The following is a 26,348-nucleotide window of genomic DNA, read 5'->3' on the forward strand; positions in this document are numbered from 1 at the left end:
GACAGTTGATTCGACGGGCTGTGTTCGCCGCCGTGAAATCACTGTCGCGGGGCTGATTCACCCTCCCGGTAGGACGTGCTGTTCAGGCCCCGTAGGCAGAGGCCGACGCGCCCCGTGATAATCGAACGGCCGCCGAAAAGTTTGAGACACCGCGCCCAGCACCATGATCATTCACAGCCTGCTCGACACCGACCTCTACAAGTTCACGATGATGCAGGTGGTCCTGCATCACTTCCCGGGGGCCCGGGTCGAGTACCGCTTCAAGTGCCGCAACCCCGGTGTCGACCTGGCCCAGTTCGCGGGACAGATCCGCGACGAGGTGCGCAGCCTCTGTTCGCTGCAGTTCCGCGATGCCGAGCTGTCCTACCTGCGCTCGATGCGCTTCATCAAGAGCGACTTCGTCGACTTCCTCGGGCTCTTCCGGCTCAACGAGAAGTACATCAACATCATTCCCCAGCCCTCGGGCGAGCTCGAGATCCGCATCAAGGGGCCGTGGCTGCACACCATCCTGTTCGAGATCCCGGTGCTGGCCATCGTCAACGAGGTCTACTTCCGCAACACGCAGAAGAAGCCCGACATCGCCGAAGGCCGCCGCCGTCTCGAAACCAAGATCACGCAGCTGCAGGACGCCGGCCTCGCCGACCTGAAGATCGCCGACTACGGCACGCGCCGCCGCTTCTCGAAAGACTGGCACGAAGAGGTGCTGCGCACTCTGACCGCCCGCCTCGGCGCCGTCACCTCGCCGCCGGTGCAGGCACCGCCTGGCACGCGGCTGCCGCAGCTCGCGGGCACCAGCAACGTGCTGTACGCCATGAAGCTCGGCCTGATCCCGCTGGGCACCATGGCCCACGAATACCTGCAGGCCTGCCAGGCGCTCGGCCCGCGGCTGCGCGACAGCCAGATCTTCGGTTTCGAGAGCTGGGCGCGCGAGTACCGCGGCGACCTGGGCATCGCACTGTCCGACGTGTACGGCATGAGCGCCTTCCTGCGCGACTTCGACCTGTACTTCTGCAAGCTCTTCGACGGCGCGCGGCACGACAGCGGCGACCCGTTCCAGTGGGGCGAGCGCATGCTGGCGCACTACATCGCCAACCGGGTCGACCCGCGCACCAAGACGCTGATCTTCAGCGACGGCCTCACGGTGCCGCGCACCATCGAGCTGTACCAGCAGTTCCGCGGCCGCTGCCAACTGGCCTTCGGCATCGGGACCAACCTCACCAACGACCTGGGCTATGAGCCGCTGCAGATCGTCATCAAGATGATCCACTGCAACGACCAGCCGGTGGCCAAGCTGTCGGACACGCCGTCCAAGAACATGTGCGAGGACGAAAAATACCTGGCGTACCTGCGCCAGGTGTTCGAAATCGAACAACCTCCGGCTTGAAGGCTGTACTGACCTGTCTGGTACGGTACAGCCCCCCATGCAAAAAACGATTCGACTGAAGGCGGCCGCGGTGTCGCTGCCGCTGCTTTTTCTTCCCGCCCTGGCCTCGGCCGCCGACTTCGACGGCGGCAGCCTCTCGCCGCTGTGGGGCGTGCCGTTTGCAGGCATCCTGTTGTCGATCGCGCTGTTTCCGCTGCTCGCGCCTGCGTTCTGGCACCACCACTACGGCAAGATCTCCGCGGCCTGGGCGTTGGCGTTCCTCCTGCCCTTTGCAGCGGCCTTCGGCGTACAGCTTGCCGGCGTTCAACTCGTGCACGCGCTGGTGGCCGAGTACATCCCGTTCATCATCCTGCTGACGGCGCTCTTCACCGTGGCGGGCGGCATCCACATTCGCGGCAACCTGCATGGCGCACCCGGCCTCAACACGGCGATCCTCGCCATCGGCGCGGTGCTTGCGAGCTTCATGGGCACCACGGGCGCATCGATGCTGCTGATACGGCCGCTGATCCGCGCCAACGACAACCGCGTGCACAAGGTGCATGTGATCGTGTTCTTCATCTTCATCGTGTCGAACGCGGGCGGTGCGCTCACGCCGCTGGGCGATCCGCCGCTGTTCCTGGGTTTCCTGAAGGGCGTGGGCTTCTTCTGGACCGCGCAGAACATCCTGCCTGAAACCTTGTTCATCCTCGGCGTGCTGCTGGCGCTGTTCTATGCCATCGACCGCCACTACTACCGCAAGGAAGGCGTGATGCCGGTCGATCCGACCCCCGACACGCCCGGCATCGGCTTCGACGGCGCTGCCAACTTCTGGCTGCTGGGCGGCGTGGTCGCGCTGGTGCTGCTCAGCGGCTTCTGGAAATCGCCCGTGGCCTTCGACGTGTTCGGCACCGAGGTCGGCCTGCCGGGGCTGGTGCGCGACGTGGGGCTGGCGCTGATCGCGCTGGTCTCGTACAAACTCACCGCGCCCAAGGTGCACGCCGACAACCAGTTCGAGTGGGAGCCCATGGCCGAAGTGGCCAAGCTGTTCGCAGGCATCTTCCTGACCATCATCCCGGTGATCGCGATGCTCAAGGCCGGCACGCAGGGCCCGTTCGGCGCCATCGTCTCGGCCGTGACGCGCGCCGACGGCCAGCCCGATCCGGCGATGTACTTCTGGGCCACCGGCGTGCTGAGCTCCTTCCTCGATAACGCTCCGACTTACCTAGTGTTCTTCAACACCGCGGGCGGCGACCCGGCGGCGCTGATGACCACCTACGCCTCCACGCTGGCTGCCATTTCGGCTGGCGCAGTGTTCATGGGCGCCAACACCTACATCGGCAACGCGCCCAACCTGATGGTCAAGGCCATCGCCGAGAGCCGCGGGGTGCGTATGCCGAGCTTCTTCGGCTACATGGCGTGGTCGGTGGCCATATTGGTTCCGCTGTTCGTCATTTGCACCTTCATCTTCTTCCGCTGACCTTCCTTCGCAGAGAGACAACATCATGAGCAAGCCCAAGATCCTGGTCGCGCGCGCGATCTTTCCCGAGACCATCGAACGCCTGTCGCAGCATTTTGAGGTCGAGTCGAACCAGTCGGACGAGAGCTGGAGCAAGGAACAGCTGATTGCCAAACTGCAGGGCAAGCAGGGCGCCTTCACCACCGGCAGCGAGCGCATCGACGCCGCCGTGCTCGACGCCTGCTCCGACCTGAAGATCTGCGCCAACATGGCTGTGGGCTACAACAATTTCGACGTCGATGCCATGACCGCGCACGGCGTGCTCGGCACCAACGCGCCCGACGTGCTGACCGAGACCACCGCCGACTTCGGCTTTGCGCTACTGATGGCCACGGCACGCCGCATCACCGAGAGCGAACACTTCCTGCGCGCGGGCAAGTGGCAGAAGTGGAGCTTCGACATGTTCGCGGGCTCCGACATCCACGGCTCGACGCTGGGCATCATCGGCATGGGCCGCATCGGGCAGGGTATTGCCAAGCGCGGCGCGCACGGCTTCGGCATGAAGGTGATCTATCACAACCGCTCGAAGCTCGACGCGGCGCTCGAAGCCGAATGCAAGGCCAGCTACGTGAGCAAGGAAGAGCTGCTCAAGACGGCCGACCACGTGGTGCTGGTGGTGCCTTATTCGCCGGCTTCGCACCACACCATCGGCGCGGCCGAGATCGCGCTGATGAAGCCGACCGCCACGCTCGTCAACATCGCGCGCGGCGGCATCGTCGACGACGCGGCCCTGGCCGTGGCCCTGCGCGAAAAGCGCATTGCCGCCGCTGGCCTCGACGTGTTCGAGGGCGAGCCCAAGGTGCATCCCGACCTGCTGACAGTGCCCAACGTGGTGCTGACACCGCACATCGCCAGCGCCACCGTGCCCACGCGCCGCGCCATGGCCGACCTCGCGGCGGACAACCTCATCGCGTACTTCGGCGGCAAGGGGCCGCTGACGCCCGTGACGCCAGTGCCTGGCAAATAGGCAGAGGCGATACCGCAACCTTGGACACTTCACTGGTTCTTATTGCACTGGCCGTACTCGCGGTCATCCAGCTCGTGCTGGTGATCTGGCTGCTGGCCCGCCAGCAGGCCCCGGCCGACCACAGCGACCTGCTGCGCGTGCTGGCCGCGCTGGGCTCGGCCAACGAGCGCACCGAGCGCGAACTGCGCAACGACATCGGCGAAAGCTCGCGCGGTGCGCGGCAGGAAACCGCACAGGCCTTCGCCACCTTCCAGCAGGCGCTGGTGCAGCAGGGCGCCGAGGCCACGCGCACGCAGAACGCGCAGCTCGATGCCTTCTCGCTGCAGCTCGCGTCACTGCAGAAGACGCTGGCTGACACGCTCAATACGCAGTTGCAGGGCCTGAGCGAATCGAACGCACGGCGCCTGTCGGAAGTGCGCGAGACGATGGAAACGCAGCTCGCGCAGCTGCAGCAGACCAACGCAGCCAAGCTCGACGAGATGCGCAAGACCGTCGACGAGAAGCTGCAGAGCACGCTCGAAGCGCGCCTTGGCGAAAGCTTCAAGCAGGTGGCCGACCGGCTCGAGCAGGTGCACAAGGGCCTTGGCGAAATGCAGACGCTGGCCGTGGGCGTCGGCAGCCTGCAGCGCGTGCTGACCAACGTGAAGACGCGCGGCATCTTCGGCGAGGTGCAGCTCGAAGCGCTGCTCGAACAGGTGCTCACGCCCGACCAGTACGCCAAGCAGATAGAGACCAAGCCGCGCAGCGGGCAGCGCGTTGACTTCGCGATCCGCTTTCCGGGCCGCGGCGATGACGGCGCACCGGTGTGGCTGCCCATCGACGCCAAGTTCCCGCGCGACGACTACGAGCGGCTCATCGATGCGCACGAACGAGCCGATGCCGGGGGCGCCGAGCTGGCTGCCAAGGCGCTCGAAGCGCGCATCCGCACCGAGGCCAAGTCGATTGCCGACAACTACCTCGCGACCCCGCACACCACCGACTTCGCCATCCTCTTCCTGCCCGTCGAAAGCCTCTATGCCGAGGTGCTGCGCCGGCCCGGCCTGATGGATGCGGTGCAGCGCCAGCATCGCGTGACGCTGGCCGGCCCGACCACCCTGCTCGCGATGCTCAACAGCCTGCACATGGGCTTTCGCACCCTGGCGCTGGAGCGGCAGGCGTCCGAGGTCTGGAAGGTGCTGGGCGCGGTGAAGACCGAGTTCGAGCGCTATGGCGAATGGGTCGCGCGCATCAAGGAGCAGGTGGCCAAGGCTTCGGACACGCTCGACAAGGCCGACACGCGCGCCCGGCAGATGCGCCTGGCGCTGCGCAAGGTCGAGGCGCTGCCCGAGGCGCAGGCCCAGGCGCTGCTGCCGCCCACGGCTGGCACTGACGCCGAATCCGACAACGAGGGCGAAGACACCCCGTGAAAGGCTCCGAACTGTTGCGTGTCATCGGCGCCCAGGTGTGCCTGCACGCCACCATGGCCGGCATGCGGCTCGCCACGCCGCTGCTGGCACTTCAACAGGGGTACAGCGCGCTGGCGGTCGGCGTGCTGATCTCGCTGTTCGCGCTGACCCAGGTTTTTCTCGCCTTGCCGGCAGGGCGTTTTGCCGATCGATACGGCTTCAAGCGGCCGCTGTGGCTGTCGGTCATCGCGGCGGTTGTCGGCGCGGGGCTGGTGGTGATCTTCCCGATCTTTCCGGTGATGTGCGTCGCGGCCCTGCTGACCGGCGGCGCCACGGGAGCGACGGTCATCGCGCTGCAGCGGCACGTGGGGCGCTCGGCCACCGACCCGACACAGCTCAAGCGCGTTTTCAGCTGGCTCGCCATCGCGCCGGCCGTGGCCAATTTCGTGGGGCCGTTCCTTGCCGGCATGCTGATCGACCATGCGGGCCGTGCGCCTGCGGACATGCTCGCGTTCCGCATCTGCTTCGCCGTGATGGCGGCGCTGCCCATCCTTTGCTGGATGCTCGCGCGCGGCGCGCACGAGCCGCCGCCCACCGCCCCGGTGGCGGGCGCCAAGCCGACGCGCGCCTGGGACCTGCTGCGCGAGCCGATGTTCCGCCGCCTGCTGTTCGTGAACTGGCTGCAGTCGTCGAGCTGGGACGTGCACGCCTTCGTGCTGCCGGTGCTGGGGCACGACCGGGGCATCAGCGCTTCGGTGATCGGCTCGATCCTGGGCGCCTTCGCCATTGCGGCGGCGGTCATCCGCGTGGTGCTGCCGGTGATTGCGTCGCGGGCATCGGAGCGCAGCGTGATCCTGAGTTCGACGGCGGTCACGGCGATGGTGTTCGCGATCTATCCGCTGCTGGACTCAGCCTGGACCATGGGCATCTGCTCGGTGGTGCTCGGGTTTGCGTTGGGTGCGGTGCAGCCGATGGTGATGAGCATGCTCCACCAGATCACGCCGCACACCCGCCATGGCGAGGCGCTGGGCCTGCGGCTCATGACCATCAATGCGTCGAGCGTGGCAATGCCGATGTTGTTCGGCTCGCTCGGCGCGCTGATCGGCATCGGTGGCGTGTTCTGGGTGGTTGGGGGCGTGGTGGCCATTGGCGCGCGCGCGACCTGGGGTCTCAAGGTCTGACGGGGCGAGGGCGCCAAATCCACGCTACAAATGCGATTAATTCTCATCTGATTGACAATTTACTGACCTGAAGTCAGTATCGGCGCCTTCTTCAACGACCTTGAAGGCGTCCATGGACTCCCCCATTCAGGCTGCGGCCGATCCGCGCCGCCGTCTCGCGCTGGTTGCCGCGGTGTACCTCGGCAGCTTCATCGCCACGCTCGACGTGAGCATCGTCAACGTCGCGCTGCCCACGTTGCAGCGGGCGCTTTCCACCGACCTCGCCGGGTTGCAGTGGGTGATCGACATCTACGCGCTGTGCCTCTCGGCCTTCATGCTGTCGGCGGGGCCGCTGGGCGACCGTTACGGCCGCAAGCGCGCGTGGCTGGCCGGCGTGGCTGTGTTCACCATCGGCTCGGCAATGTGCGCGATGGCCGGCAGCCTGCCGATCCTGCTGGCGGGCAGGGCGGTGCAGGGCGTGGCCGGCGCGCTGATGATTCCAGGCGCGCTGTCGCTGCTGGCGCATGCGTTTCCGGAGCCGGTCGCGCGGGCGCGGGTGATCGGCGGCTGGTCGTCGTTCTCGGCGCTGTCGCTGGTCCTCGGGCCGCTGCTCGGCGGGCTGCTGGTGGACCATGCGGGCTGGCAGAGCATCTTCCTCATCAACATTCCGATCGGGCTGCTCACGGTGGGGCTGGGGCTCTGGGGCATCAAGGAAAGCTCGCATCCCGAGCATGCCGCGCTCGACCCGGTCGGCCAGGTGCTCAGCGTGCTCTGGCTGGGAGCGCTGACCTACGGGCTGATCGCGGCGGGCGAGCATGGCTGGGGTTCCGTGCAGGCCGCGAGCGCGCTGGTGGCGGCCGCCATCGGGCTCGCGCTGTTCCTGATGGTGGAGGCGCGCGTGGCGCGGCCATTGCTGCCGCTCGGATTGTTCCGCGATGCGCGCTTCTCGGTCACCAATTTCGCGTCGTTCGTGCTCGGGTTCTCGGCGTACGCCAGCCTGTTCTTTTTCTCGCTGTTCCTGCAGCAGGTGCAGGGCTGGTCGCCCAGCGACACCGGCTGGCGGCTGGTGCCGCAGTTCGTTGCGACCGGTGTCGTGGCCTCGCAGTTCGGCCGTCTCGCGAAATGTTTCGACGTGCACACGCTGATGGTGGCGGGCTACGGGCTCATCGGCGGCGCGATGCTGCTGCTGACGCTGTTCTCCGCCGACACGTCCTATGCGTTGCTGGCGCTGCTGTTCGTGTTCCTCGGCGCGGGCACCGGCCTTGCCGTGCCGGCCACGAGCACGGCCGTGATGGCGTCGGTGCCGGCACAGCGTTCGGGCATGGCCTCGGCCACGATGAACGCGCTGCGCCAGGCCGGCATGCTGATCGGCATCGCGCTGCTCGGCACGCTGATGAGCACGCGCGCCACCTCGCTGCTTGCCGATGCGCTCGGGCAAGCGGGCATGGCCAACGCGCGGCAGGCAGCCGCCGCGGCGGTGGGCCGGCATGACCTGGGCGCGCTGGTCTCGCTCGATGCGTCCACCGCGCACAGCCTCCTGGCCAGCGCACTGGCCGGTGGCTTCCACGCCGCCGTGGCTTGCGCCGGCATCGCCGGCCTGCTGGCGGCGGGACTGCTCGTGAGCGTGCGGCCCCGCGCCGCCGCCTTGCCCGCGCGCGCCTGAGGCTTCGTCCAGCCATGCCCGCCGCATACGTGCCGGTGCGCTTTCGTGCGCGTCTTCGTTCGATTTTTTCCAAGGAGCTTTTCATGACCCATCACGAACTCAGCCAATGGCCCCTCGTCATCAGCGTCTCGGCCGGGCTTCAGACACCCGAAGGCATGCAGGCCTTCACCGAGGACTGGAACCGCTGGCTCGACCGCGGCGAACCCTTCGCCTCGCTGCGCGTGTTCGCCGACGCCGATGCGCTGGCCCACCCCGAAGGCAGCGCGCAGAGCGCCAGGCAATGGTTGCAGGAGCGCGGTGCCGACATCCGCAGCCATATGATGGGCATGGCGAGCGTGGTGCCCGCCGACCAGTACGAGAAAATGCGCAAGATGAATGTCGAGAAACTCTTCGGCGTGCCCGCCAGCATCTTTGCCGACGCCGACGACGCACTGGTGTGGCTCTGCGAGCGCGTAATGGCGCCGCGCGGCCTGCCTTTCGATCTGGCGGCCGTGCGTGCGGCGATCCGCTCGGCCCGCCTGGCGGCAGCCGTTTCCTGAGGCAGCCGATGGTCAAGAGCAGCGACACCGTCACGATTCCCGCATCTCCCGAGGGAGAGGCCGCGCCACGCCGCCGCACCAAGGCACCCGAAACGCGCGCCGCCGCGTTGATGGACGCCGCCGAGCGCCTCTTCATCGCGAAGGGCATCGCCACCACCAGCATCGACGACATCGCGGCCGGCGCGCAGGTGGCCAAAGGCACCTTCTATCTGTACTTCCCGTCGAAGGAGGCGATGCTCGGCGCATTGCAGCAGCGCTTTGTCGACACCTTCTGCGCGCGGCTGCAGGAGGCCATGGACCGCCATCGGCCCGACAACTACCACGAGCGCCTGAAGGCCTGGGTCGAAACGGGGCTCGAAACCTATCTGGACAACGTCGCCTTGCACGACGTGGTGTTCCACGAGTACCGGCCCGAAGACCGCCGCATGCGCAACGACAACGCGGTCATCACGCAACTGGTCGGGCTGCTGAAGCAGGGCGATGCCGCCGGCTTCTGGGACGTGGAGGACGCGACCCTCACGGCCGTGATCCTCTTCAATGCGCTGCACGGCGTGGCCGACGACGCGGTGGCGGTGGGGCAGACCGGTGAGGCGGAGCGCAAGCGCCGCGCGCGCACGCTCACGAGATTCCTCGAGCAGGCGCTGCACCCGGCCGAGGATGACAGCGCCGACTGAAGCCGGCGCGGTTCAGGTCAGAGCTTGTAGAAGCGCTTGATTGCGCTCCACGCATCTTCCGGCGCGTCGACGTATTCGAAGAGCTTCACGTCGCCCGGCGAGATCACGCCCTCTTCGACCAGGAAGTCGAAGTCGATCAGCCGCTTCCAGTAGTCCGAGCCGAACAGCACGATCGGCACCGGCTTCGACTTCTTCGTCTGCACCAGCGTGATCACCTCGAAGAGCTCGTCGAGCGTGCCGAAGCCGCCCGGGAACGCCACCAGCGCCTTCGCACGCATCATGAAATGCATCTTGCGGATGGCGAAATAGTGGAACTTGAAGCTCAGCGCCGGCGTGACGTACGGGTTGGCTTCTTCTTCCATCGGCAGCGCGATGGCCAGGCCGACGGAGAGGCCGCCGCCCTCGTGCGCGCCGCGGTTGGCCGCCTGCATGATCCCGGGGCCACCGCCGGTGCAGACGAAGAGCTTGTCCTGCGGTTCCTTGTCGTTGCTGTACTGGGCGACCAGCTTGCCGAAGGCGCGCGCCTTCTCGTAGTAGTGCGAGTTGCGCGCGAGCCGGCGCCAGCGCTCGGACGCTGCTGCGTCACCGCTGGCATCGGCCTGGGCGATCATGGCGGCGGCGTCTTCCTCGCTGCGAAAGCGGGCGCTGCCGAACACCACCACGGTGTTCTCGATGCCATGGGCGCGCTGCTCGATGTCGGGCTTCATCAGCTCGAGCTGCATGCGGATGCCGCGCGTCTCGCGGCGCAGCAGGAACTCGGGGTCGGCGAAGGCGATGCGCGAGGGATCGGGGTCGAGCGGCAGGCCCTGGTCGGCATGGGACCGGAGCGTGGCCCAGGCATCGGCCAGGCGTTTGTCGTGAATGTTGTGCGTGTTGTTCATGGGGAAACCAGACAGAAGTACCTTGGAGATTGTGCAGCGTTGCAACCACCATGCCCACCAAACAAAAAAGGCTCCTTTCGGAGCCTTTTTCGAGGGTGATGGTCAGCGGTGAAGCCGAGACTCAGACGCGCTTGCGGTATTCGCCGGTGCGCGTGTCGATTTCGATCTTGTCGCCTTGCGAGACGAAGAGGGGAACCGGCACTTCGAAGCCGGTGGCGATCTTGGCGGGCTTGAGCACCTTGCCCGAGGTATCGCCCTTGACGGCGGGTTCGGTCCAGGTGATTTCGCGTTCGACGCTGGTCGGCAGTTCGACCGAGATGGCCTTGCCGTCGTAGAACACCACTTCGACAGCCATGCCGTCTTCGAGGTAGTTCAGGGCGTCGCCCATGTTTTCGGCTTCGACTTCGTACTGGTTGTAGTCGGCGTCCATGCAGACGTACATCGGGTCGGCGAAGTAGGAGTAGGTGCAATCCTTCTTCTCGAGCACGATCTGGTCGATCTTGTCGTCGGCCTTGAAGACCACTTCGGTGTTGAAGTTGGCGATCAGGCTCTTCATCTTCATGCGCACGGTGGCGGAGTTGCGGCCGCCGCGGCTGTATTCGGTCTTGAGGACGACCATCGGGTCCTTGCCGTGCATGATGACGTTGCCGGCGCGGATTTCTTGAGCGATTTTCATAACAGGGTCTCTGGATGTTGGCCGCTCGGTGCACGGGGCCATCGGCGACCGTCTCGATTATTTGGACGTTTGCCGCTATGTCTGGCCCCGCGGTACAGGTCCCGCGGCAGGTTTAGCGGAGAGCATCTCGGATCGATGAGATCCGGGCCGAAATCCGCAAAGCCCACTATTTTAGCTTTTTTGGGCGATCAGTTTCCGCAGTTGCGTGACCAGATCGTCCTGCGCTAGCAGCCGCTTGCGGGCATCCAGGGCCGTTTCGCGCCACGGGCCCTGCGTTTCCGGTGCGGGCAGGGCGCTGTCGCCGAAGCCGTTCCAGGCGTGGTGAAAAAGCCGCAGCGAGGGCGGGGCGCCGAGCCAGTCCAGCCAGGCATTCAGCTTGACGTGGTGGGCATCGTCATCCTGTGGGTAGATCTGCCAGACCAGCGGCGCGCCGGCCCAGAGGGCGCGCACCAGCGAATCTTCGCCGCGAACGAAGTTCAGGTCACAGGCCCACAGCAGATGGTCGAAATCGGGCTGCGTGAGGTGGGGAAGGTATGAAATTGATAGCGCACCGCGCCCGTGGGGCAATGGCGTGCTCGCAAAGCATGCCTGGACTGCCTGCGTGGCACGGCCCGCCGTCACCAGCAGGCGCGTGGGCTCTGGGCCTTCCGCCAGCCGGGCCAGCAGGGCGGCCAGCGCCGGCGGCTCGTAGCAGAAGAGCGACACCAGCCGCTCGTGGTTCTGCCACGGGATCTGCCGTGCAGCCAGCCACTGCGTGCGGTCGAAACGCGCCCGGCGTTCCATCAGATGGGGTTCCCGCGGCAGTCCGCCCGTAGCGGGGGTGAAGCCCGGATAGAAGAAGCGCTTCGTCAGCCCGGCGCCAGGGCCCTTGAACACCGGCGAAGGCAGCCCGTGAAGCCGTTCCACATACGGCTCGGCCGACAGGTATTCGAGGTTGATCCATGCAAGGCCCGGCCCTTCGGCAAAGCGGGCGATCAGTTCCGGCGCCGGCTCGCAGCCGAAGGCTTCGATCAGCACATCGGGCGCCGGCCCTGCCACGGCCGCCTGAAGTGCGGCGGGATCAAGCCAGTCGATCACCTCCACGCCGTCACGGCCGGTGCGAGCCTCGGGCGCCATCCAGAGCAGTGCCGATGCGTCGTCGACCCACAGCCGCGCGCGTTCACCAATCGCTGCCAGCTGGCAGGCCAGCCGCCAGCAGACGCCGAGGTCGCCGTGGTTGTCGATGACCTTGCAGAAGATGTCCCATTGCCTGGATTGCATGGCCGCGAGTGTGCCTGTCTTCGGTGGCTGGGCTGCCGGCCGTGCTTGCTATGCTGACGGCACAACCACCACCGGAGAGAGAACCCATGAGGATGCAGACCCGTCGCCGCTCGCCCCTGTCCTTTCGTTCCGCGAGAACCGTGCTCGCCCTGTCGCTGGCCTTGTGCGGCATGGCCGGTGCGTCGGCCCAGACTTCGGCTCCTGCGCTCACGCCGCAGCAGCAGCGCTTTCACGACATCTACAAAGAGCTGATCGAGATCAACACCACCCATTCGGTGGGCGACAACACCGTGGCCGCGCGCGCCATGGAAAAGCGCCTGGTCGATGCTGGCTTTGCGCCCGGCGACGTCCAGATCTTCGAACCCTTCCCGAAGAAGGGCAACCTGGTGCTGCGCTTCAAGGGCGACGGCAGCAAGAAGCCGCTGCTGTTGCTGGCCCACATCGACGTGGTCGAGGCCCGCCGCGAAGACTGGAAGACCGATCCCTTCAAGCTGCAGGAAACCGGCGGCTATTTCACCGCCCGCGGCGCCATCGACGACAAGGCGATGGCCGCGGCACTGGTCTCCGTGGTGGGGCAATTGAAGCAGGAGGGCTTCAAGCCCAAGCGCGACATCATCCTCGCGCTGACTGCCGACGAGGAGCGCGGCGATGCGCTCAGCAACGGCGCCTTCTGGCTCATCAACAACAAGCCCGAACTGCTGCAGGCGGAGTTCGGCATCAACGAAGGTGGAGGCGGCGAGCTGCGCGGCGGCAAGCCGAACCTGCACCGCATGCAGGTGGCCGAGAAGATGTACACCACCTACATGCTGGAGGCGCGCGACGTGGGCGGCCACAGCTCGGTGCCGACGAAGAACAACCCGATCTATGCGCTGGCCGCGGGCCTGGAGCGCCTGGGCAATTTCAGCTTCCCGGTGAAGCTTGCGGACGTCACCAAGACCTACTTCGCGCGCAGCGCACCGTTCGCCACCGGCCAGCTGGCCGACGACATGCGCGCGGTGGGCAGCGGCAATCCCGATCCCGCAGTCATCGAGCGCATGTCGGCCAACCCGGCCTACAGCGCACAGTTCCGCACCACCTGCGTCGCGACGATGGTGCAGGCCGGCCACGCCGAGAACGCGCTGCCGCAATCGGCCAAGGCCACGGTCAACTGCCGCATCCTGCCGCACGACGACCCCGAGGAAGTGGAGCGCCTGCTGACCCAGGCCATCGGCAACGACAAGATCGTGGTGCGCAACCTGGGCAAGCCGCTGCGTAGCCCCGCGTCGCCGCTGAACGGCGACCTCGTGAAGACGGTGGAGTCGATCACGCAGCAGATGTGGCCGGGCGTGCCCGTGGTGCCTGCCATGAGCACCGGCGCCACCGACAGCCGCTTCATGCGCAACGCGGGCATCCCGATGTATGGCGTGACCGGCATGTTCCTGGAGCCGGCCGACGCGCGGGCGCACGGGCTCGACGAGCGCATCGAGATCCAGCGGCTGTACGACGGCCGCGAGTTCCTGTATCGGCTGGTCAGCGAACTCGCGAAGTAGTAAGCGGCGCCTTCAAGACCCTCAGGGCGTGAAGGTATCGCCCAGCACGATGCCTTCGCGCCGCGGGTCGGCGCCGCCGGTCAGCACCGTCTTGCCACCGACGCTGGTGCGGATGACGGTGCTCACGCCGCTGGACTGCGCCGATACAGACACCTTGTGACCGAGCCCGATCAGGCCGGCGACCAGCGGATCGTTGAGGCCCGAGTTCGTCGCGTCGATGTTCGGATGCTCACCGCCGACGTTGGTGGTCGCGCTGTTGGAGGCGCCGAAGTCGACCAGTGAGGTGGCCTGCTGTGCGTCGAGGCCCCAGTCGAGCGCGCCGACCACCGTCTTCACGACGAACTGGATGATGGTGCCGCCGCCGGGCGAGCCGGTGCCCATGACGAATTCGCCCATGCTGCCGTCGCTCTGCTTCTTGAACACCAGCGTCGGCGCCATCGTGCTGCGCGGGCGCTTGCCCGGCGCGACGCGGTTGGCCACCTTGATGCTTGGGTCGACCGTGTCGTTCGGATTGGCCGAGAAGTCGGTGAGCTGGTTGTTCAGCATGAAGCCCTGCGTCATGTGGAACGAGCCCAGCGTGCTTTCCACCGTGGTGGTCATCGAGACCACGTTGCCCTGCTTGTCGACGATGGTGAAGTGCGTGGTGCCGTGCTCCTCGGTCTTGTCGATGCCCAGCGGCACCGCGCCCAGGTTGCCGGCCTGCGCGACGCCCATGCTCTTCGTCAGGCTGATGAGGCTGGCGCGGCTCTGCAGGTAGGGCTTGTTGATCATCGTGTCGACCGAGCCGCCCGGCAGCGGCACGAAGCCGGTGTCGGCCACGTACTTGTCGCGGTCGGCGTAGGCCAGGCGCTCGGCCTCGCTCACCAGGTGCACGCCCATCACGGTCGGCTTGCCGCCTTCGATGTCGATGGCGGTCGGCTTGTACAGGCCCATGTTGAAGGTCTCGAGGATGCCCAGGCTCGCCACCACCGCGATGCCGCCCGAGGACGGCGGCGACATGCTGCACACGTAGTAGTCGCGGTAGGTGCCGCAGACCGGGTCGCGCCGCTTGGCCTTGTAGTTGGCCAGGTCGGTTAGCGTGGTCATGCCGGGTGTGATGGCCGAGCCGTCGTTCGCGGCGGTGGTGATGCCGATCTTGTCGACGATGCCCTTGGCGACGTCGCCCGTGTAGAAGGCGTTGGCGCCCTGCGTGGCGATGGTGGTCAGCGTCTTCGCGTAAGCCGGGTTCTGCAGCCGCGTGCCCAGCGCCTTTGGCGTGCCGTCGGCGTTGAAGAAGTAGGCCGTGGCTTCGGCGTCGCGCTTCAGGCTCGTGGCCGACGACGAGATGGCGGCGGCCATGCGTCCGCCGATCAGGAAGCCGTCGGAAGCCAGCGTGATGCCGTAGCCGAAGAGGTCTTTCCACGGCAGCTTGCCGTGGTCCTGGTAGGCGAGGTCGAGCATGCGCACCGCGCCGGGCGTGCCGATGGAGCGGCCGCTGGCGCGCGCGCCGCCGGGCAGGGGCGGCGTGGTGTCGGCACCGGTCGGGTCGATGTAGCGCAGGTAGTTCTCGTTGGCGGCGGCAGGCGCGGTTTCGCGGCCGTCGTAGGCCTGCACTTTCTTGGTCGCGGCGTCGTAATAGAGCATGAAGGCGCCGCCGCCCAGGCCGCTGGATTGCGGCTCGACCAGGCCCAGCACGGCCTGCACGGCCACTGCCGCATCGACGGCGCTGCCGCCGGCCTTCAGCACGTCGCAGCCGGCGCGGGTGGCGAGCGGATGGTTGGCCACCACCATGTAAGTCTTGGCATACACCAGCTTGTGGCCCGGCGCATAGCCCGACGCCGCCTCGGGTGCAGCCGGGTCGCCTGCGTCGCCCGAGCCGACCACCACGGATGAATTGCCTGCCGAGGTGAGGCAGCCGTTGTCGGGAGCGGGCGGCTGGTTGGCCGCGTTGATCGCGGCGATGGTTGCAAGAATCGTCGCCGTGTCTTGGGCGTCGTTTCTGGAGGCGCCACCACAGCCCGCCAGGCCCAGCGAGAGGGCGATGGGCGAGAGCGCCCACCAGACGCGTCTGTTGTTTTTGTTCATGTGGATTTCCCGGGTAGGTATGTTGAAAAACCACGGGCGCTCCTCGCGCCCGTAGCCATCTTCAGCACATTCCATTCCAGCAACGTCGGGGTTTGCGCGCAGGCGGGCGCCGCACCGCGTGCCGCGCGCCACAATAGCCGCCATGTCAGACGTGCATTCCGATCAATTGCTAAGCGAAGTCGCGGCCCTGCCGCAGCTGCCCGGCGTCTACCGCTATTTCGATGCGGCGGGCGCGGTGCTCTACGTGGGCAAGGCGCGCAACCTCAAGAAGCGGGTTGCCAACTACTTCCAGAAGAGCCACGGCGGCACCCGCATCGGCCACATGATCTCGAAGATCGTGCGCATGGAAACCACGGTGGTGCGCTCCGAGGCCGAGGCGCTGCTGCTCGAAAACAACCTGATCAAGACGCTCAAGCCGCGCTACAACATCCTGTTTCGCGACGACAAGAGCTATCCCTACCTCAAGATCGCGTCGCACCAGTTCCCCCGGCTGGCCTACTACCGCGGCGCGGTCGACAAGAAGCACCGTTACTTCGGGCCGTACCCGACCGCCTGGGCGGTGAAGGAATCAATCCAGCTGCTGCAGAAGGTGTTTCGCCTGCGCACCTGCGAGGACACCGTGTATGCCAACCGCACGCGGCCTTGCCTGCTGTACCAGATCAAGCGCTGCAGCGGGCCGTGCGTCGGCTATATCGCGCCCGAGGCCTATGCGCAGGACGTGGCCAGCGCCGAAGCCTTCCTGATGGGCGACACGCAACTCGTGCTCTCGAAGCTCGAACAGCGCATGACGGCACACGCCGAGAAGCTCGAGTTCGAGCAGGCGGCCGAACTGCGCAACCAGATGTCGGCCATCTCGCGCGTGCTGCACCAGCAGTCGATCGAGATCGCGTCCGACAAGGACGTGGACATCCTGGCTGTGAAGGTGCAAGGCGGCAAGGCCTGCGTGAACCTCGCGATGGTGCGCGGCGGTCGGCACCTGGGCGACCGGCCATACTTTCCCGTGCATGTGGAAGACGCGGCGCAGATCCATCACGGCGAACTTGACGACGATGGAGACGATGCGCCGCCCGTTGCCGCAGACCCGATCGAAGTGCAGGTGCTCGAGGCCTTCATCGCGCAGCACTACATCGACGTGCCCGTGCCGGCCACGCTGGTGCTGAGCGAGCAGGTGAGCCGCGAGCTGATCGAGGCGATTTCGCAGCAGGCCGGCGCGCGCGTGACGGCGGTGTTCCAGCCGCACGAGCAGCGCCGGCACTGGCTGGAAATGGCCGAGACCAATGCCAAGCTGCAGCTGGCCCGGCTGCTGGCCGAAGAGGGCTCGCAGCAGGCGCGCACGCGCGCGCTGGTCGATGCGCTGGAGCTGGCATCGGACGACCTCGACAACTTCCGCGTCGAATGCTTCGACATCTCGCACACCGCGGGCGAGGCGACGCAGGCCTCCTGCGTGGTGTTCGAGCACCACACCATGCAGAACCGCGAGTACCGCCGCTACAACATCGAAGGCATCACGCCTGGCGACGACTATGCGGCCATGCGCCAGGTGCTGCATCGTCGCTACGGCAAGCTGGCAGAGGCCATGGCGGCCGAGACCGATGCCTTGCCTCCGGGTGACGCCGAAAGCGACGACACAGACGCGCCGCCGAAGCCCCGGATCGCACGCATGCCCGACCTGGTGCTGGTGGACGGCGGCAAGGGGCAGGTGTCGATGGCGCGCGAAGTGTTTGGCGAGCTGGGTCTGCCGCTGTCGCTGATCGTTGGGGTCGAGAAGGGCGAGGGCCGCAAGGTCGGACTCGAAGAACTCGTGTTCGCCGACGGCCGCGAGAAGGTCTACCTGGGCAAGGACTCGGCTGCCCTGATGCTGGTGGCCCAGATTCGCGATGAGGCGCACCGCTTCGCCATCACCGGCATGCGGGCCAAGCGTGCGAAGGTACGCGTCGGCGGCAGCCAGCTCGAAGACATTCCGGGCATCGGGCCGAAGCGGCGTGCGCGGCTGCTGCAGCGCTTCGGCGGCATCCGCGGCGTGGCTGCGGCAAGCGTGGAAGACATCGCGTCGGTCGAGGGCATTGCCTCCGACCTGGCGGAGGAAATCTACAAGGCGTTGCATTGAGGGCGTGACCCCCGAAGGGGGTTACTTCCGCCATGACACAATCAAGCGATGTTCTGGACACTACCGACCATCATGACCTGGACGCGCATCGTCGCGATCCCTTTGATCGTCGGTGTGTTCTACCTGCCGATGGCCGAGCCGATGCGCAACCTGATCGCCACGGTCATGTTCATCGTCTTCGCGGCAACCGACTGGCTCGACGGCTTCCTGGCACGCCGGCTCAATCAGACCTCGGCCTTCGGGGCCTTTCTCGATCCGGTGGCCGACAAGTTCCTGGTGTGCGCCTCGCTGCTGGTGCTGGTGCACCTGAACCGGGCCGACGTGTTCGTTGCGCTGATCATCATCGGCCGCGAGATCGCCATCTCGGCGCTGCGCGAATGGATGGCGCAGATCGGCGCCAGCAAGAGCGTGGCGGTCCACATGATCGGCAAGGTCAAGACGACCGTGCAGATGATCGCCATTCCGTTCCTGCTCTATGACGGGCGCCTGTTCAAGGTGATCGACACCGGTGTCTGGGGGCAATGGCTGATCTGGATTTCAGCCGTGCTCACCATCTGGTCGATGGTGTACTACCTGCAGAAGGCCATTCCGGAAATCCGGGCCCGCACCAAATGACCTCGGCGGCCACGGCCCCCGGCGGGGGCTGGCTGCGGGCGATGCCGGCGGTCTTCGTGCTGATCTGGAGCACGGGCTTCATCGTCGCGCGCTACGGCATGCCGTATGCGCCACCCCTCAAGTTCCTGGCCGTGCGCTTCGCCTTGTCGCTGGTGTGCTTCGGCGTGTGGGTCGCGCTGGCGCGGGTCGAGTGGCCGAAGCAGCGCGCGCAGTGGGGGCACCTGGCGGTCACGGGCATCCTGATGCAGGCGGGCTACCTGGGCGGCGTGTGGGCCGCGGTGCATGCCGGCATGGGCGCGGGGCTGGTGGCATTGCTGGTCGGCATCCAACCGGTGCTGACGGCGGTGTGGATGTCGTTCAACGGCGGGCGCATCTCGGGCCGGCAGTGGGCCGGGCTCGTGCTGGGCTTTGCGGGGCTGGTGCTCGTGGTGTCGCGCAAGCTCGGGCAGGGCGCCGAGGTCAATGCGCTGACGATGACACTGGTGGTGATGGCGCTGCTGTGTATCACGGCGGGCACGCTCTATCAGAAGCGCTTCGTCGCGCCCTGTGACGTGCGCAGTGCCAGCGCCGTGCAGATGGCGGCGGCGCTGCTGGTCACGCTGCCGTTCGCTGCGCTGGAGTCTCAAGGCATCGAATGGAACGCGTACTCGGGCGGCGCGATGGCGTGGTCGGTGCTGGCGCTGTCGCTGGGCGGCAGTTCGCTGCTCTACATGCTGATCCAGCGCGGCACGGCGACGGCCGTCACGAGCCTGCTGTACCTGGTGCCGCCCTGCACGGCGGTGATGGCATGGCTGCTGTTCTCCGAGCCGATCACGCTGGTGACAGTGCTGGGCATTGCGCTCACCGCGGTGGGCGTGAGTCTCGTGGTGCGCAGCGGGCGCTGAGCGGCCGGTTTCTTAACGTGCGCCGGCCTTGCCGGGCTTCCAGGGCTCGCCGCGGAACTGCTCCACGAGGTGATCGACCAACAGGCGCACGCGGCGCGGCGTCTTCGGCCGCCAGGGCGCGATCCAGTGGATGTCGGCTTCCGCCATCGCGTATTGCGGCAGCACGCGCACGAGTTCGCCGCTCGCGAGTTGCGGTGCGATGTCCCACAGGCTGCGCAGCATGACGCCGTGCCCGGCCACGCACCAGTCGCGCACCATCTCGCCCGAGTTGCTGGCCAGCGGCCCTTGAACACGCACGCGCGCCGTGCTGCCGTCGCGCGCATGGCGCAGGGTCCAGAGCGCGTACTGGCGCTGGCTGGCATCGCCGTTCTCGCGGGCGACCAGGCAATCGTGCGAAGCCAGTGCCTCGACGGTGGCCGGCGTGCCACGGCGCTTCAGGTAGCCGGGCGATGCCGCCAGCACGCGCTGGTTGCGCGCGATGCGCCGCGAGACCCAGTCGGCCGCATGGCGCTGCTGAACGGCCCAGAGCCAGACCGCGCCGTCGTAGCCTTCGGCACCGAGGTCGGGCAACTGTTCGGTCAACATCAGCTCGATCTGCAGCGCAGGGTGCCGCGCCTGAAAGGCCGCCACCGCCGGTCCGAGCCAGCGCCGGCCGAAGCCGAATGTCGCGGCCAGACGGACTGTGCCGGTCAGCTCGTTCTGGCGTTCGCCGAGCTCGCTTTCGAGTGCGGCAAAGCCATCGAGCAGTGTTCGCGCATGCAGGCAGACCGCCTCGCCTTCGGCCGTGACGCTGAGCCGCCGGGTGGTGCGGTCGAACAGGCGCTGGCCCAGGCGGGCTTCGAGCGCGCCCAGCCGCTTGGTGATGACGGAGGGCACGACATCGAGCGTGGCTGCCGCGCCCGCCAGGCTGCCGTGGTCGCGAATGGCCAGTACCAGTGCGAGGTCGCCGCGGTCCATCGAGGGTTGATTCATGCCAGATCGGAAAGTATGAATTGGCTGATTGTTGCTTGATGATCGTGGAGGCGCAACGCACAATCGTTCCCGTGACGGCCTCATTTCTTTCCCTTCCCACTTTCGACATCGAGCGCAACGGCGTGCGCATCCACGGCCGTATCGGCGGGAGCGGGGCTCCCTTGCTGCTGCTGCACGGTCATCCGCAGACACATGCGATCTGGCATCGCGTGGCGCCGGCATTGATGGAGCGGTTCACGGTGGTCGCGGTCGACCTGCGCGGCTACGGCGATTCGGGCCGGCCGGCGGCCGATGCCGAACACGCGGTCTACAGCAAGCGGGAGATGGCGCTCGATGCACTCGCCGCCATGCGGCATCACGGCTTCGAGCGCTTCGGCGTGCTGGCGCACGACCGTGGCGCGCGTGTGGCTCATCGGCTCGCGATGGACCATCCCGCAGCAGTCGAGCGCATGCTGCTGCTCGATATTGCACCCACGCTCGCGATGTACGAGCAGACTTCCGAAGCATTTGCCAAGGCCTACTGGCATTGGTTCTTCCTGATTCAGCCACCGCCGCTGCCCGAGGCGCTGATTGCGTCCGACCCCGTGCGCTACGTGCGCAGCGTGATGGGCGGGCGGCATGCCGGCCTCGCACCTTTTGCGCCCGAGGTGCTGGCCGAATACGAGCGCTGCGCCGCCATCGCGGGCACCGCCGAATCCATCTGCGAGGACTATCGCGCCTCCGCCACCATCGACCTCGTGCACGACCGCGAAGACATCGCCGCCGGCCGGCAGCTGGCGCAGCCGCTGCGCGTGCTGTGGGGCGAGCATGGTGCAGTCGGCAAGGCCTTCGACGTGCTCGCGCTGTGGCGCGACCGCGCCGCCGATGTGTCGGGCCGTGCGTTGCCGTGCGGCCACTACGTTCCCGAAGAGGCTCCGGACGAGTTGCTCGCCGAGGCCCAAGCATTCTTTCTACCTCTACAACACGCACACGCAGGAGCCAACCCATGAGCACCCACAGAATCGCAGTCATCGCCGGCGACGGCATCGGCAAGGAAACCATGCCCGAGGGCGTGCGCGTGCTCGATGCCGCGGCGCGCAAATTCGGCATCGACCTGAAGTTCGACCACTTCGATTTCTCGAGCTGGGACTACTACGAGAAGCACGGCCAGATGCTGCCCGACAACTGGAAGGACCAGATCGGCGGGCACGACGCCATCTTCTTCGGCGCGGTCGGCTGGCCCGAGAAGATTGCCGACCACGTGTCGCTGTGGGGCTCGCTGCTGATGTTCCGCCGCGAGTTCGACCAATACGTCAACCTGCGTCCGGCACGCCTGATGCCCGGCATCATCGCGCCCGTGGTGCGGCGCGACGGCACGCCGCGCGAGCCCGGCGAGATCGACATGTACATCGTGCGCGAGAACACCGAGGGCGAGTACTCCAGCATCGGCGGGCGCATGTACCAGGGCACGCCGCGCGAGATCGTGGTGCAGGAAACCGTGATGTCGCGCGTGGGCGTCGACCGGGTACTGAAGTTCGCGTTCGAGCTCGCGCAATCGCGGCCGAAGAAGCATCTGACCAGCGCCACCAAGTCGAACGGCATCTCGATCACCATGCCGTACTGGGACGAGCGCGTGGCAGAGATGGGCAAGAACTACCCGGGCATCACGCTCGACAAGTTCCACATCGACATCCTCACCGCGCACTTCGTGCAGCGGCCCGACTTCTTCGACGTGGTGGTGGCGAGCAACCTGTTCGGCGACATCCTGTCGGACCTGGGCCCGGCCTGCACCGGCACCATCGGCATCGCGCCGAGCGCCAATCTCAACCCCGAGCGCACCATGCCCTCGCTGTTCGAACCGGTGCATGGCTCGGCGCCCGACATCGCCGGCAAGGGCATCGCGAACCCGATCGGGCAGATCTGGTGCGGCGCGATGATGCTGGAGTTTCTGGGCCACAAGCAGGCGCACGACGCCATTCTTTCGACCATCGAGAAGGTGCTCGCGCCCCAAAGCGGAGCACCACGCACCCCGGACATCGGCGGGACGGCCAGCACCAGCGACCTCGGCAAGGCGATCGCCGAGGCGCTTTGAAAAAGGAGTTCACGAAAGGCCCCTAAAATCGCGCGCTCCGCTGATCGGCATGGCTCTGTGTCTTATTGACACCCTGCAGACCAGTGGTTGTAATCCTCGCTGGCAGTGCGCTGCCGAGGCGTCAGGCCTGCCAGGCTCTTGAGTCGCACCGTTTGCGGCCAGGTCGCAGCTGACGGAAGCCGACCAACTTTTTTTCTACAAGGGGCCCTTGTGAACAAGACCGAACTGATTGAGCACATCGCAAAGAACGCCGATATTTCCAAAGCCGCAGCGACCCGTGCGCTCGAATCCACCATCGGCGCCATTCGTACCACGCTCAAAAAGGGCGGCTCCGTTTCGCTCGTCGGTTTCGGCACTTTCGCAGTAGGCAAACGCGCGGCCCGCACCGGCCGAAATCCCCGTACCGGCGACGCGATTAAAATCAAGGCAGCCAAGATCCCGAAGTTCCGTCCAGGCAAGGCGCTGAAAGACGCGCTGAACTAAGACGTTAGACTCGGAAAGTATTCCCGGTGGGGTGCTTAGCTCAGTTGGTAGAGCGGCGCCCTTACAAGGCGTAGGTCGGGGGTTCGAGCCCCTCAGCACCCACCACCACCCGATGCAAAGGCGAACCACAAGTTCGCCTTTTTTATTGCCGTCCGACAGCCGTCGAAAAAGAGTGTTCAAGCATGTTTGATTTCTTCCGCAAGTACAACAAGATCGTCATGATTTTCTTGTTCTTGCTGATCATTCCCTCGTTCGTGCTCTTCGGTGTCGAGCGCTACCAGGGCTCCGGTCGCGACGAGAAGGTAGCCCGCATCGAGGGCCACGACATAACGAAGCCCGAATGGGATCAGCAGCACCGCGTTGAGACTGATCGCATTCGCCAGCAATCGCCCAACGTCGACCCGACGCTGCTCGACTCCGATGCCTTGCGCTACGCCACTCTGGAGCGCATGGTGCGCGACCGCGTGCTGGCCGCAGCGGCTGCCAAGGCCAACATGACGGTGTCTGAAGACCGCCTGTCGCGCATGTTTGCGCAGGACACCGGCCTGGCTGCGTTCCGTACACCCGACGGCAAGTTCGACCGCGATGCTTTCCAGCGTGTGACCGGTCGCACGCCTGAACAGTACGAAGCGTCGGTGCGCTCCGACATGGCAACGCAGCAGGTGCTGCTGGGCGTTTCGGGCACGGCCTTCACACCGCCTGCTCTGGCCGCCACCACCATCAACGCTTTCTACGACAGCCGCGAAATCCAGGTGGCCCGCTTCAGCCCCGAGAGCTTCGCATCGAAGGTGGCGGTGAGCGATGCCGACATCGAGGCCTACTACAAGGACCACACGGCACAGTTTCAGGCGCCCGAGCAGGCCAGCATCGAGTACCTCGTGCTCGACCTCGAGGCGGCCAAGAAGAACGTCGTCGTGAACGAGGCCGACCTCAAGACCTATTACGAACAGAATGCCTCGCGCTTCGGCGCCAAGGAAGAGCGCCGCGCCAGCCACATCCTGATCACCGCGCCAGCCAGCATGTCCGCCGCCGACCGCGAAAAGGCCAAGGCCAAGGCCGAGCAACTGCTGGCCGATGTGAAGAAGGCGCCCAACACTTTCGCCGACTTGGCCAGGAAAAACTCGCAAGATGATCTGACGGCGAAAAATGGTGGTCAGCTTGACATGGGGCCAAAGGGGAGTCTCATTGCCAAGCAATTGGACGATGCTGTATTTGCGCTCAAGAAGGGCGAAATTGGCAACTTAGTCGAGTCAGAGTTTGGCTTCCATATCGTTCAGCTCAACGAGATCAAACCGGCGCAGGTGCCGCCCTTCGAGCAGGTACGCGCGACCATCGAGAACGACATGCGCTCGCAGCAGGCGACCCAGGAGTTCGCGAAGGCTGCCGAAGCATTCACCGATGCCGTCTACCAGTCGCCCGAGAGCCTCAAGCCGGCGGCCGACAAGCTGAAGCTCACGATCAAGACGGCAGACAACGTCGCGCGCCTGCCTGCACCGGGCGCCACCGGTCCGCTGGCCAGCCGCAACTTCCTGAGCGCGCTGTTCGCAGCCGACTCGCTCGATCGCAAGCAGAACACTGAAGCGATCGAAGTCGGCCCCAGCCAGCTTGCTTCGGGCCGCGTGACGAAGTACACGCCGGCGCACCCGGTGCCATTGGCCGACGTGAAGGACGAGATCCGTGCGCAGCTTGTCACCGAGCGCGCTGCGGTGCTGGCCAAGACCGAGGGTGAGGCCAAGCTCGCCGCGTGGACCGCCAAGGCGGACGGCGCGACTTTCGGCGCACCCGTGACGGTGTCGCGCCGCGACGCGCAATCGCAGCCGCTGCCGGTCATCGACGCCGCGCTGCGTGCGGATGGCTCCAAGCTTCCCGCGATCGTGGGCGTGGACCTCGGCGCGCAGGGCTATTCCGTGGTCCGCGTGACCAAGATTGTTCCGCGTACGCCGCCGCCACCCGAGCTCGCAAAACAGGAGCAGGCGCAGGTCGGCCAGTCCGTGTCCGCGGCTGAAGATGCCGCTTACTACAACATGCTGAAGGACCGCTTCAAGGCTGAGATCCTGGTGCCGAAGCCGGCAGAAACCCTGCCGACTGCTGCGGGCCGCTGATACACACGAGCGTCGCCAGACAAAGCCCGAGCCAATCAAAGGCTCGGGCTTTTTTCATGGCCGCGCGAATTGGTCGCACGAGGGACAAGCGGCGTCTTCGCTTCTTGCCAGAATCCCGTGCATGGGAACCCTCTACCTCGTGCGCCACGGGCAGGCCAGCTTTGGCGCTGCCGACTATGACAACCTGAGCGAACTCGGACATCGCCAAGCTGTTCGCCTCGGTGAGTACTGGCGTGAGCGCGGCATGAAGTTCGATGCCGTCATCACCGGCACGTTGAAGCGCCATCGCCAGACGTGGGAAGGCATCGCCAAGGGCCTTGGTCTCGAGCGCGACGACGTGTTGCCGTGGCCCGGCCTCAACGAGTACGACAGCGAAGCGGTCATCGCCACCATCCACGAAGGCCAGCTGCAGAAGCCCGATTCGCCCGAGATGTACCGTCACCACTTCCGCCTGCTGCGCGAAGGGTTGAGCGCGTGGATGCAGGGCAAGACGGCGCCAGTCGGCATGCCGAACTATGTCGACTTTCTGGCTGGAGTGACGACGGCGCTCGACCACGTGCGTGACAAGCACCATGGTGCGAAGGTACTGGTGGTGTCGAGCGGGGGGCCGATCAGCACGGCGGTGGGGCATGTGCTCGGTACGAGCGCCGAGACGACGATCGAGCTCAACCTGCGCATCCGCAATACGTCGGTGACCGAGTTCGCCTTCACGCCCAAGCGGCACATGCTCGTGACCTACAACACGCTGCCGCACCTGGATGGTCCGGCGTATGAAGACTGGATCACCTACTCCTGAAGGCTTGCCGCATCAGGCCTGCCAGACGCCGTAGCCGGCCTTGCGCAACGCGATGCCGAGGTCGACCTCCATCAGGCGCGCGTCCTCGTAGGTCATCGGGTTGTAGCGTTCGTAGAGCGCGGGCAGCAAGCGAAGGCCGAACTCCTGCACGAAGGTGTTGGCCTGGATGCCGGCCTTGTGCTTGTCGAAACGGATGTCGGGGTCCAGGCCGGTCATGCCGACGTAGACGAAGGGCTTGCCGAGTTGGTAGTCGGGGTTGGCGCGCCTGAAGCGGCCGTTGTTCCATACGCGGTCGTCGAGTTCGACCACATAGACATGATGCTTGGCGCGTGGTTTGCGGGGCATCACGGTGGCCGTGCGCGCGGAGCGGCACGGCCCCTTTTTCGCATCAGCTCTTGCGCTTGATCAGGCCGTAGATGATGAGCAGCACGATCGCGCCCAGCACGGAGGCGATGAAGCCAGCGCCCTGGCCGGCGGTGTACCAGCCCAGCGATTGGCCGACGTACGTGACGATCAGCGAGCCTGCGACGCCGATGATGGTGGTGACGATGAAGCCCGCGGAGTCGTCGCCCGGCTTGACGGCCCGTGCCACAAGACCCACGACGAACCCGATCAGAATAGTCCAGACGATGCTCATGAAG

Annotated in this window: 24 protein-coding genes and 1 tRNA gene; 18 read left to right on the forward strand and 7 right to left on the reverse strand. The window is 66.2% G+C overall.

All coding sequences use genetic code 11. The annotated features are described in order from the left end of the window. Positions 1-163 precede the first annotated feature (163 nt). The 8 genes from pncB (at position 164) to BLW48_RS19680 (ending at position 9,267) form a co-directional block, all read left to right on the forward strand. Positions 164-1,384: a nicotinate phosphoribosyltransferase gene (gene pncB, locus BLW48_RS19645; RefSeq protein ID WP_093177037.1), complete on the forward strand. Its 1,221-nt coding sequence runs from the start codon at positions 164-166 to the stop codon at positions 1,382-1,384. Positions 1,385-1,421: 37 nt separating this feature from the next. Continuing rightward, positions 1,422-2,840: a sodium:proton antiporter gene (locus BLW48_RS19650; protein ID WP_093177039.1), complete on the forward strand. Its 1,419-nt coding sequence runs from the start codon at positions 1,422-1,424 to the stop codon at positions 2,838-2,840. A gap of 25 nt (positions 2,841-2,865) precedes the next feature. Beyond that, positions 2,866-3,846 carry a 2-hydroxyacid dehydrogenase gene (locus tag BLW48_RS19655; RefSeq protein ID WP_093177041.1) on the forward strand — a complete coding sequence of 327 codons (981 nt, stop codon included), beginning with the start codon at positions 2,866-2,868 and terminating at the stop codon, positions 3,844-3,846. A gap of 20 nt (positions 3,847-3,866) precedes the next feature. After that, positions 3,867-5,252 carry a DNA recombination protein RmuC gene (gene rmuC / locus BLW48_RS19660; RefSeq protein WP_093177043.1) on the forward strand — a complete coding sequence of 462 codons (1,386 nt, stop codon included), beginning with the start codon at positions 3,867-3,869 and terminating at the stop codon, positions 5,250-5,252. Beyond that, positions 5,249-6,412 carry an MFS transporter gene (locus tag BLW48_RS19665; RefSeq protein ID WP_093077717.1) on the forward strand — a complete coding sequence of 388 codons (1,164 nt, stop codon included), beginning with the start codon at positions 5,249-5,251 and terminating at the stop codon, positions 6,410-6,412. Before rmuC ends, BLW48_RS19665 begins: the two co-directional genes overlap by 4 nt. 112 nt (positions 6,413-6,524) lie before the next feature. Beyond that, a complete protein-coding gene (locus BLW48_RS19670; RefSeq protein WP_093177044.1) occupies positions 6,525-8,054 on the forward strand; it encodes an MFS transporter in 1,530 nt (509 codons plus the stop codon). Positions 8,055-8,137: 83 nt separating this feature from the next. Continuing rightward, the gene (locus BLW48_RS19675; RefSeq protein ID WP_093177206.1) at positions 8,138-8,593 is read left to right on the forward strand and encodes a hypothetical protein; all 456 of its coding nucleotides are present in this window, start codon (positions 8,138-8,140) and stop codon (positions 8,591-8,593) included. 8 nt (positions 8,594-8,601) lie between these two features. Beyond that, positions 8,602-9,267 carry a TetR/AcrR family transcriptional regulator gene (locus BLW48_RS19680; protein ID WP_093077714.1) on the forward strand — a complete coding sequence of 222 codons (666 nt, stop codon included), beginning with the start codon at positions 8,602-8,604 and terminating at the stop codon, positions 9,265-9,267. A 17-nt stretch (positions 9,268-9,284) separates the two neighbouring features. Here BLW48_RS19680 and BLW48_RS19685 read toward each other — a convergent pair whose 3' ends face one another. The 3 genes from BLW48_RS19685 to earP all read right to left on the reverse strand — a co-directional run bounded on the left by BLW48_RS19685 (position 9,285) and on the right by earP (position 12,084). Beyond that, complete coding sequence (locus tag BLW48_RS19685; protein WP_093051216.1) at positions 9,285-10,148, reverse strand: LOG family protein; 864 nt, start codon at positions 10,146-10,148, stop codon at positions 9,285-9,287. 121 nt (positions 10,149-10,269) lie between these two features. Continuing rightward, entirely contained in the window at positions 10,270-10,824 is a 555-nt protein-coding gene (gene efp / locus BLW48_RS19690) for an elongation factor P (RefSeq protein WP_007830687.1), read from the reverse strand. A gap of 171 nt (positions 10,825-10,995) precedes the next feature. Then, positions 10,996-12,084 carry an elongation factor P maturation arginine rhamnosyltransferase EarP gene (earP, locus tag BLW48_RS19695; RefSeq protein ID WP_093177046.1) on the reverse strand — a complete coding sequence of 363 codons (1,089 nt, stop codon included), beginning with the start codon at positions 12,082-12,084 and terminating at the stop codon, positions 10,996-10,998. Positions 12,085-12,170: 86 nt separating this feature from the next. Between earP and BLW48_RS19700 the strand changes: the two genes are divergently transcribed. Then, positions 12,171-13,613: a M20/M25/M40 family metallo-hydrolase gene (locus BLW48_RS19700; protein ID WP_093051210.1), complete on the forward strand. Its 1,443-nt coding sequence runs from the start codon at positions 12,171-12,173 to the stop codon at positions 13,611-13,613. 21 nt (positions 13,614-13,634) lie between these two features. Here the strand turns inward: BLW48_RS19700 and ggt are convergent, their stop codons facing one another. Then, positions 13,635-15,677 (reverse strand): gamma-glutamyltransferase, encoded by a 2,043-nt coding sequence (gene ggt / locus BLW48_RS19705; RefSeq protein ID WP_093177047.1) that lies wholly within the window; start codon positions 15,675-15,677, stop codon positions 13,635-13,637. Positions 15,678-15,819: 142 nt separating this feature from the next. Here ggt and uvrC point away from each other — a divergent pair, with 142 nt between their 5' ends. The 3 genes from uvrC to BLW48_RS19720 are packed head-to-tail and all read left to right on the forward strand — an operon-like array spanning position 15,820 to position 19,283. After that, positions 15,820-17,784, forward strand: a complete 1,965-nt coding sequence (gene uvrC / locus BLW48_RS19710; protein ID WP_093177049.1) for an excinuclease ABC subunit UvrC — start codon at positions 15,820-15,822, stop codon at positions 17,782-17,784. A gap of 48 nt (positions 17,785-17,832) precedes the next feature. Next, a complete protein-coding gene (pgsA, locus tag BLW48_RS19715; RefSeq protein ID WP_093051202.1) occupies positions 17,833-18,399 on the forward strand; it encodes a CDP-diacylglycerol--glycerol-3-phosphate 3-phosphatidyltransferase in 567 nt (188 codons plus the stop codon). Beyond that, on the forward strand, positions 18,396-19,283 hold the full coding sequence (locus BLW48_RS19720) for a DMT family transporter (protein ID WP_093177050.1): 888 nt from the start codon (positions 18,396-18,398) through the stop codon (positions 19,281-19,283). The genes pgsA and BLW48_RS19720 overlap by 4 nt, the downstream gene beginning before the upstream one ends. 12 nt (positions 19,284-19,295) lie before the next feature. Here the strand turns inward: BLW48_RS19720 and BLW48_RS19725 are convergent, their stop codons facing one another. Beyond that, entirely contained in the window at positions 19,296-20,255 is a 960-nt protein-coding gene (locus BLW48_RS19725) for a LysR substrate-binding domain-containing protein (RefSeq protein ID WP_093051196.1), read from the reverse strand. A gap of 38 nt (positions 20,256-20,293) precedes the next feature. Here BLW48_RS19725 and BLW48_RS19730 point away from each other — a divergent pair, with 38 nt between their 5' ends. From BLW48_RS19730 to BLW48_RS19755, 6 genes are all read left to right on the forward strand, one after another. Further along, positions 20,294-21,244 carry an alpha/beta fold hydrolase gene (locus BLW48_RS19730; RefSeq protein WP_371127559.1) on the forward strand — a complete coding sequence of 317 codons (951 nt, stop codon included), beginning with the start codon at positions 20,294-20,296 and terminating at the stop codon, positions 21,242-21,244. Next, on the forward strand, positions 21,241-22,326 hold the full coding sequence (locus BLW48_RS19735) for a tartrate dehydrogenase (RefSeq protein WP_093177052.1): 1,086 nt from the start codon (positions 21,241-21,243) through the stop codon (positions 22,324-22,326). The genes BLW48_RS19730 and BLW48_RS19735 overlap by 4 nt, the downstream gene beginning before the upstream one ends. A 210-nt stretch (positions 22,327-22,536) precedes the next feature. Beyond that, positions 22,537-22,809, forward strand: coding sequence for an HU family DNA-binding protein (locus BLW48_RS19740; protein ID WP_007830705.1), 273 nt, complete (start codon positions 22,537-22,539; stop codon positions 22,807-22,809). 29 nt (positions 22,810-22,838) lie between these two features. Further along, positions 22,839-22,914 (forward strand) — tRNA-Val (locus BLW48_RS19745). 77 nt (positions 22,915-22,991) lie between these two features. Beyond that, complete coding sequence (locus BLW48_RS19750) at positions 22,992-24,911, forward strand: SurA N-terminal domain-containing protein (RefSeq protein WP_093177053.1); 1,920 nt, start codon at positions 22,992-22,994, stop codon at positions 24,909-24,911. 121 nt (positions 24,912-25,032) lie between these two features. Next, positions 25,033-25,707, forward strand: coding sequence for a histidine phosphatase family protein (locus BLW48_RS19755; protein ID WP_093177055.1), 675 nt, complete (start codon positions 25,033-25,035; stop codon positions 25,705-25,707). Between the two features lie 12 nt (positions 25,708-25,719). On the opposite strand, the gene BLW48_RS19760 is transcribed toward BLW48_RS19755, so the two are convergent. Both BLW48_RS19760 and BLW48_RS19765 read right to left on the reverse strand, forming a co-directional pair. Continuing rightward, positions 25,720-26,052 carry a hypothetical protein gene (locus BLW48_RS19760; RefSeq protein WP_093051185.1) on the reverse strand — a complete coding sequence of 111 codons (333 nt, stop codon included), beginning with the start codon at positions 26,050-26,052 and terminating at the stop codon, positions 25,720-25,722. A gap of 43 nt (positions 26,053-26,095) precedes the next feature. Next, the gene (locus BLW48_RS19765) at positions 26,096-26,344 is read right to left on the reverse strand and encodes a GlsB/YeaQ/YmgE family stress response membrane protein (RefSeq protein ID WP_007830716.1); all 249 of its coding nucleotides are present in this window, start codon (positions 26,342-26,344) and stop codon (positions 26,096-26,098) included. Between the last annotated feature and the right edge of the window lie 4 nt (positions 26,345-26,348).

The sequence above is a fragment of the Variovorax sp. YR266 genome (assembly GCF_900107295.1).
GTDB lineage: Bacteria > Pseudomonadota > Gammaproteobacteria > Burkholderiales > Burkholderiaceae_C > Variovorax.

Coding starts and splice junctions, on each gene's coding strand:
- pncB (WP_093177037.1), top strand. CDS start 164: ATGATCATTCACAGCCTGCTCGACACCGACCTCTACAAGTTCACGATG.
- BLW48_RS19650 (WP_093177039.1), top strand. CDS start 1,422: ATGCAAAAAACGATTCGACTGAAGGCGGCCGCGGTGTCGCTGCCGCTG.
- BLW48_RS19655 (WP_093177041.1), top strand. CDS start 2,866: ATGAGCAAGCCCAAGATCCTGGTCGCGCGCGCGATCTTTCCCGAGACC.
- BLW48_RS19670 (WP_093177044.1), top strand. CDS start 6,525: ATGGACTCCCCCATTCAGGCTGCGGCCGATCCGCGCCGCCGTCTCGCG.
- BLW48_RS19675 (WP_093177206.1), top strand. CDS start 8,138: ATGACCCATCACGAACTCAGCCAATGGCCCCTCGTCATCAGCGTCTCG.
- BLW48_RS19680 (WP_093077714.1), top strand. CDS start 8,602: ATGGTCAAGAGCAGCGACACCGTCACGATTCCCGCATCTCCCGAGGGA.
- BLW48_RS19685 (WP_093051216.1), bottom strand. CDS start 10,148: ATGAACAACACGCACAACATTCACGACAAACGCCTGGCCGATGCCTGG.
- efp (WP_007830687.1), bottom strand. CDS start 10,824: ATGAAAATCGCTCAAGAAATCCGCGCCGGCAACGTCATCATGCACGGC.
- earP (WP_093177046.1), bottom strand. CDS start 12,084: ATGCAATCCAGGCAATGGGACATCTTCTGCAAGGTCATCGACAACCAC.
- BLW48_RS19700 (WP_093051210.1), top strand. CDS start 12,171: ATGAGGATGCAGACCCGTCGCCGCTCGCCCCTGTCCTTTCGTTCCGCG.
- ggt (WP_093177047.1), bottom strand. CDS start 15,677: ATGAACAAAAACAACAGACGCGTCTGGTGGGCGCTCTCGCCCATCGCC.
- uvrC (WP_093177049.1), top strand. CDS start 15,820: ATGTCAGACGTGCATTCCGATCAATTGCTAAGCGAAGTCGCGGCCCTG.
- pgsA (WP_093051202.1), top strand. CDS start 17,833: ATGTTCTGGACACTACCGACCATCATGACCTGGACGCGCATCGTCGCG.
- BLW48_RS19720 (WP_093177050.1), top strand. CDS start 18,396: ATGACCTCGGCGGCCACGGCCCCCGGCGGGGGCTGGCTGCGGGCGATG.
- BLW48_RS19725 (WP_093051196.1), bottom strand. CDS start 20,255: ATGAATCAACCCTCGATGGACCGCGGCGACCTCGCACTGGTACTGGCC.
- BLW48_RS19730 (WP_371127559.1), top strand. CDS start 20,294: ATGATCGTGGAGGCGCAACGCACAATCGTTCCCGTGACGGCCTCATTT.
- BLW48_RS19735 (WP_093177052.1), top strand. CDS start 21,241: ATGAGCACCCACAGAATCGCAGTCATCGCCGGCGACGGCATCGGCAAG.
- BLW48_RS19750 (WP_093177053.1), top strand. CDS start 22,992: ATGTTTGATTTCTTCCGCAAGTACAACAAGATCGTCATGATTTTCTTG.
- BLW48_RS19755 (WP_093177055.1), top strand. CDS start 25,033: ATGGGAACCCTCTACCTCGTGCGCCACGGGCAGGCCAGCTTTGGCGCT.
- BLW48_RS19760 (WP_093051185.1), bottom strand. CDS start 26,052: ATGCCCCGCAAACCACGCGCCAAGCATCATGTCTATGTGGTCGAACTC.
- BLW48_RS19765 (WP_007830716.1), bottom strand. CDS start 26,344: ATGAGCATCGTCTGGACTATTCTGATCGGGTTCGTCGTGGGTCTTGTG.